Annotated in this window: 2 pseudogenes; both read right to left on the bottom strand. The window is 70.1% G+C overall.

The window, feature by feature from the left end:
• Nucleotides 1–1,157, bottom strand: a pseudogene (locus I5Q34_RS23565) (beta-ketoacyl synthase N-terminal-like domain-containing protein); the annotation flags it as partial.
• Between the two features lie 116 nt (nucleotides 1,158–1,273).
• Nucleotides 1,274–3,970 (bottom strand): annotated as a pseudogene (locus I5Q34_RS23560) (type I polyketide synthase); the annotation flags it as partial.
• Between the last annotated feature and the right edge of the window lie 3 nt (nucleotides 3,971–3,973).

The following is a 3,973-nucleotide window of genomic DNA, read 5'->3' as shown; positions in this document are numbered from 1 at the left end:
GGTGCGGTGAGGCCGTTGCTGGCTCCGTCCTGGTTGACGGCGCTGCCGCGTACGAGCGCTAGTACTCGGTGTCCCAGTCGTTGTGCGTCCGAGAGGCGTTCGACGAGGAGCATGCCGACGCCTTCGCCCCATCCGGTGCCGTCCGCCGCTGCCGAGAACGCCTTGCACCGACCATCCCGCGACAACCCACGCTGCCGCGAGAATTCGATGAAGGTGGTGGGTGTGGCCATGACGGTGACACCGCCGGCGAGAGCCATTGAGCACTCGCCCGATCGCAGTGCCTGGCACGCCAGATGCAGTGCCACCAGCGACGACGAGCACGCCGTGTCCACGGTGACCGCCGGTCCCTCCAGGCCGAAGACGTAGGCGATGCGGCCGGAGGCGATGCTGCCTGTGCTGCCGGTGAGCGTGTAGCCGTCGAGTTCTTCGTGGGCGCTGTGCAAGTGGTGCGCATAGTCGTGGTACATGACGCCGGTGAAAACGCCCGTGGGAGTCCCCCGCAGTGTGCTGGAGTCGATGCCGGCGTGTTCGAAGGCTTCCCAGCTCGTTTCGAGTAGGAGCCGGTGCTGGGGGTCCATGGTGAGGGCTTCGCGCGGGCTGATGCCGAAGAATTCCGCGTCGAAGTCGCCCGCGTCGTAGAGGAATCCGCCCTGCCGGGCGTGGCAGCTTCCCGGTCGATCCGAGTCCGGGTCGAAGAGCTTCCGCAGGTCCCAGCCGCGGTCCGTGGGGAAGTCAGCAGCGGTGTCCTGGCCGGCGAGGACGAGATCCCACAACCCGTGGGGAGAGCGAACCCCACCCGGGTAGCGGCAACCGATACCCGAGATCGCGATGGGTTCGGTGGTTTCGGTGGCGGCGAATGACGGAGTGAGGGCGCGTGATACGTGCTTCCGCCCTTGGAGTTCCGTGCGCAGGTGATCAGCGAGGGCTTCGGGCGTCGGGTGGTCGAAGACCAGGCTCGACGGAAGACGGAGGCCGGTCGCGGTGGACAGCTGATTACGCAGTTCTACAGCGGTCAGGGAGTCGAAGCCGAGATCTTGGAAAGCTTGCTTCGGTGAGACGGAGTCCGCTCTGCTGTGTCCGAGGACCAGAGCTGCTCGAGAGCGCACCAAGTGCAGCAGTCCTCGGCGGTCGTCTGCATTCGATAGCTGAGAGATCCGTGGGATTGGTGTGGGGTGGTGGTGGGTGAGGTTGTGGAGGAGGGGTGGTGTGGGGGTGGGGTGTTGCGGAGTTCGATGGCGGTGAGTGAGTCGAATCCGAGGTCTCGGAAGGCTGTGTGGGGGTCGATGGCGGCGGGTCCGGGGTGGTCGAGGACGGTGGCGACCTGGGTGCGGACGAGGTCGAGCATTACTTCTTGTTGTTCTGCGGTGTCTTTGCCTGCCAGGTGTCTGCGGAGGGCTTCGGGCTTGCTCTCCTGGGTTGTTGCTGTGCGGGTGCGTCGTGGGGGTACCCGGGCCAGGTTCCGGAGGAGGGGGGGGAGGGATGGCCTGGACCCGGTCTCCTTGGCGTTGAGCCGGACGGGAAGGAGTGCGGGGAGGCTGTTGTGGAGGGAGGTGTCGAGCAGGGAGAGTGCCTCTTCTGTGGGCATCGGTCTGATGCCTGTCCGTGTCATGCGGTTGCGGTCACCGCGCCCCAGGCGGCCGGTCATTGTGCTGGTCTCTTCTTCCCATAGTCCCCATGCCAGGGAGTGGGCGGGCAGGCCCTGGGTGTGGCGGTGGTGGGCGAGGGCGTCGAGGAAGGCGTTGGCGGCGGCGTAGTTGGCCTGGCCGGGTGAGCCGAGGGTGCCGGCGGCCGAGGAGTACATGACGAACGCGGTGATGTCCGGTGTGTTCCGGGTGAGTTCGTGCAGGTGGACGGCTGCGTCGGTCTTGGGGGCGAGGACGCGGTCGAGGTGTTCGGGCGTGAGTGAGGCCAGGGTGGCGTCGTGCAGCACACCGGCCGTGTGGACGATCCCGGTCAGTGGGTGGTCGGCGGGCACGCTCTCCAGGACCGCCGCCAGCGCGTCCCGGTCGCCCGCGTCGCAGGCGGTGATGGTCACTTCGGCGGCGCCTGCCTCGATCAGTCCGTCGCCGAGCTCACCGGCCCCGGGGGCTGTCGGGCCGCTCCGGCTGAGCAGCAGCAGGCGCCGCACGCCGTGCACGGCGACGAGGTGGCGGGCCAGCGCGGAGCCCAGGGCGCCGGTCCCTCCGGTGATCAGGACCGTACCGGTGGGCCCGAAGGCGGCCGGTGGCGCGCTGATGGGACCAGCGCCGGAACCGGTGCCGGACACCGCGCCGGGAGCGTTATCGGCGGCCTCGTCCGTGGGCAGTGCGGTGGCGGGTGCGGTGGCGGATGTCCTGGGAGTGGTCGTCCCGCCGGCGGGCTGGGCCGGTGGTGACGATGGCGCCGCCGGGACCCGGGACAGGCGCGGCACCAGCAGCTCCCCTGCGCGCAGAGCCCCTTGGGGCTCTCCGCGGGTGTCGAGCGCCGCGACGGCGGAACGGAGTTTTTCACCGTCCCCGCCCGTGCCGGTGCGGCCGCCGTCAGCGCCTGTTCCGGCAGCCGTATCGAGGAGGACGATGCGGCCGGGGTCCTCCGACTGGGCGGAACGGATCAGGCCCCATACAGCCGCACCGGCCAGGTCCGTCACTTCCTCGCCGGGCGACGCCGCCACAGCACCCCGGGTGACGACCGCAAGCCGCGTGCCGTCGTACCGGCTGTCCCCCGACCACGCCTGCACCGCCTCCAGCACCGCACGGACCACCCCGTGCACAGCGGACACCAGCCCACCCGGGCCACGGCCCGGCTCCCCTCCGGCACCGGCTACGCTGCTCCCCTCGGATGCGGGTGCCCGCACGGGAAGCAGGAACCACCCCTGCGGCACCCGGCCTTCCGCCTCCAAGGCCGTCGCGTATGCGGCGGGGTCCGTGAACACCCCATACCTCTCGCCCAGTTCCGGGAGCAGGACATCGTCACGGAAGGGGCCGATATCCCACGCGGTGGCGGGGCAGGACAGCGCCTCGTCTTCGGCCGGCCCGGGCAGGTGCTGCCACTCCAGGCTGTACAGGGATTCATGCCATCGGGTACGCGGTGTCGCCCGGAGTGCCTCCGGTGGCAGCGGACGCAGTGCCAGGAAGTCCACGCCGGCCACAGGCCTGTCGGTCCCGTCGGACATCACCAACCGCACGGAGCGCTGATCACCGTGGCCTGGTCCGGGGGACAGCCTGACCCGCAGGGCGCTGGAGCCGGTCTCGTGCAGGGTGACTCCGGAAAAGGCGAACGGCAGCGCGGCGCCGGTGACGCCGGCCGGCGGGGACTCGTTCCGCGTTCCGACCGCGGGTGCGAGGAGGGCGGCAGCATGCAGGGCGGCATCCGCCAGAGCCGGGTGCAGACCGAAGAGGCCGGCTTCACGCGCTTCCTCATCGGCCAGCGTCACCTCCGCGAGGACATCCGGCCCGTGCCGCCACACAGCACCGAGCCCCTGAAAAGCAGGCCCGTACTCCAGCCCGGTCGCGGCCAGCCCGTCATAGAGCTCCTGCACCCGCCCGGGAGGCAGCAGCTCCGCTCCAGCCGGCGGCCAAGAAACATCCCCGACAGGGACGGTGGAGGCGGGTTGCGGGGTGAGGGTGGCGGTGGCGTGGCGGGTCCAGGTGACGGTCTCGTCGCCGTCACTGGCGCCGGCGCCGGCGCTGGTGGGGGTGTGGGAGTGGATGGTGAGTTCGCGTCGGCCGTCGGGTCCGGGTGGTGTGGTGGTGATCTGGAGGGCGGTGGGGTGGGTGGGATGGAGCGGGAGGGGGGTATGCAGGGTGAGTTCTTCGATGTGGGGAGTGAGGGTGTGGTGGGCCGCGTGGAGGGCGAGCTCGAGGAACCCGGTCCCGGGGAACAACGGGGTGCCGGCGACGGCGTGGTCCGCGAGCCACGGATGGGCCGCCAGACTGACCTGCCCGGTGAACAGATGCGTATCACCATCGGCAAGAGTCAAAGCAGCACCCAGGAA

Origin of the sequence: Streptomyces sp. AV19, from assembly GCF_015999245.1 — a bacterium.
In the GTDB taxonomy this organism is placed as follows: domain Bacteria; phylum Actinomycetota; class Actinomycetes; order Streptomycetales; family Streptomycetaceae; genus Streptomyces.
This window is presented reverse-complemented; position numbering and strand designations above follow the sequence as displayed.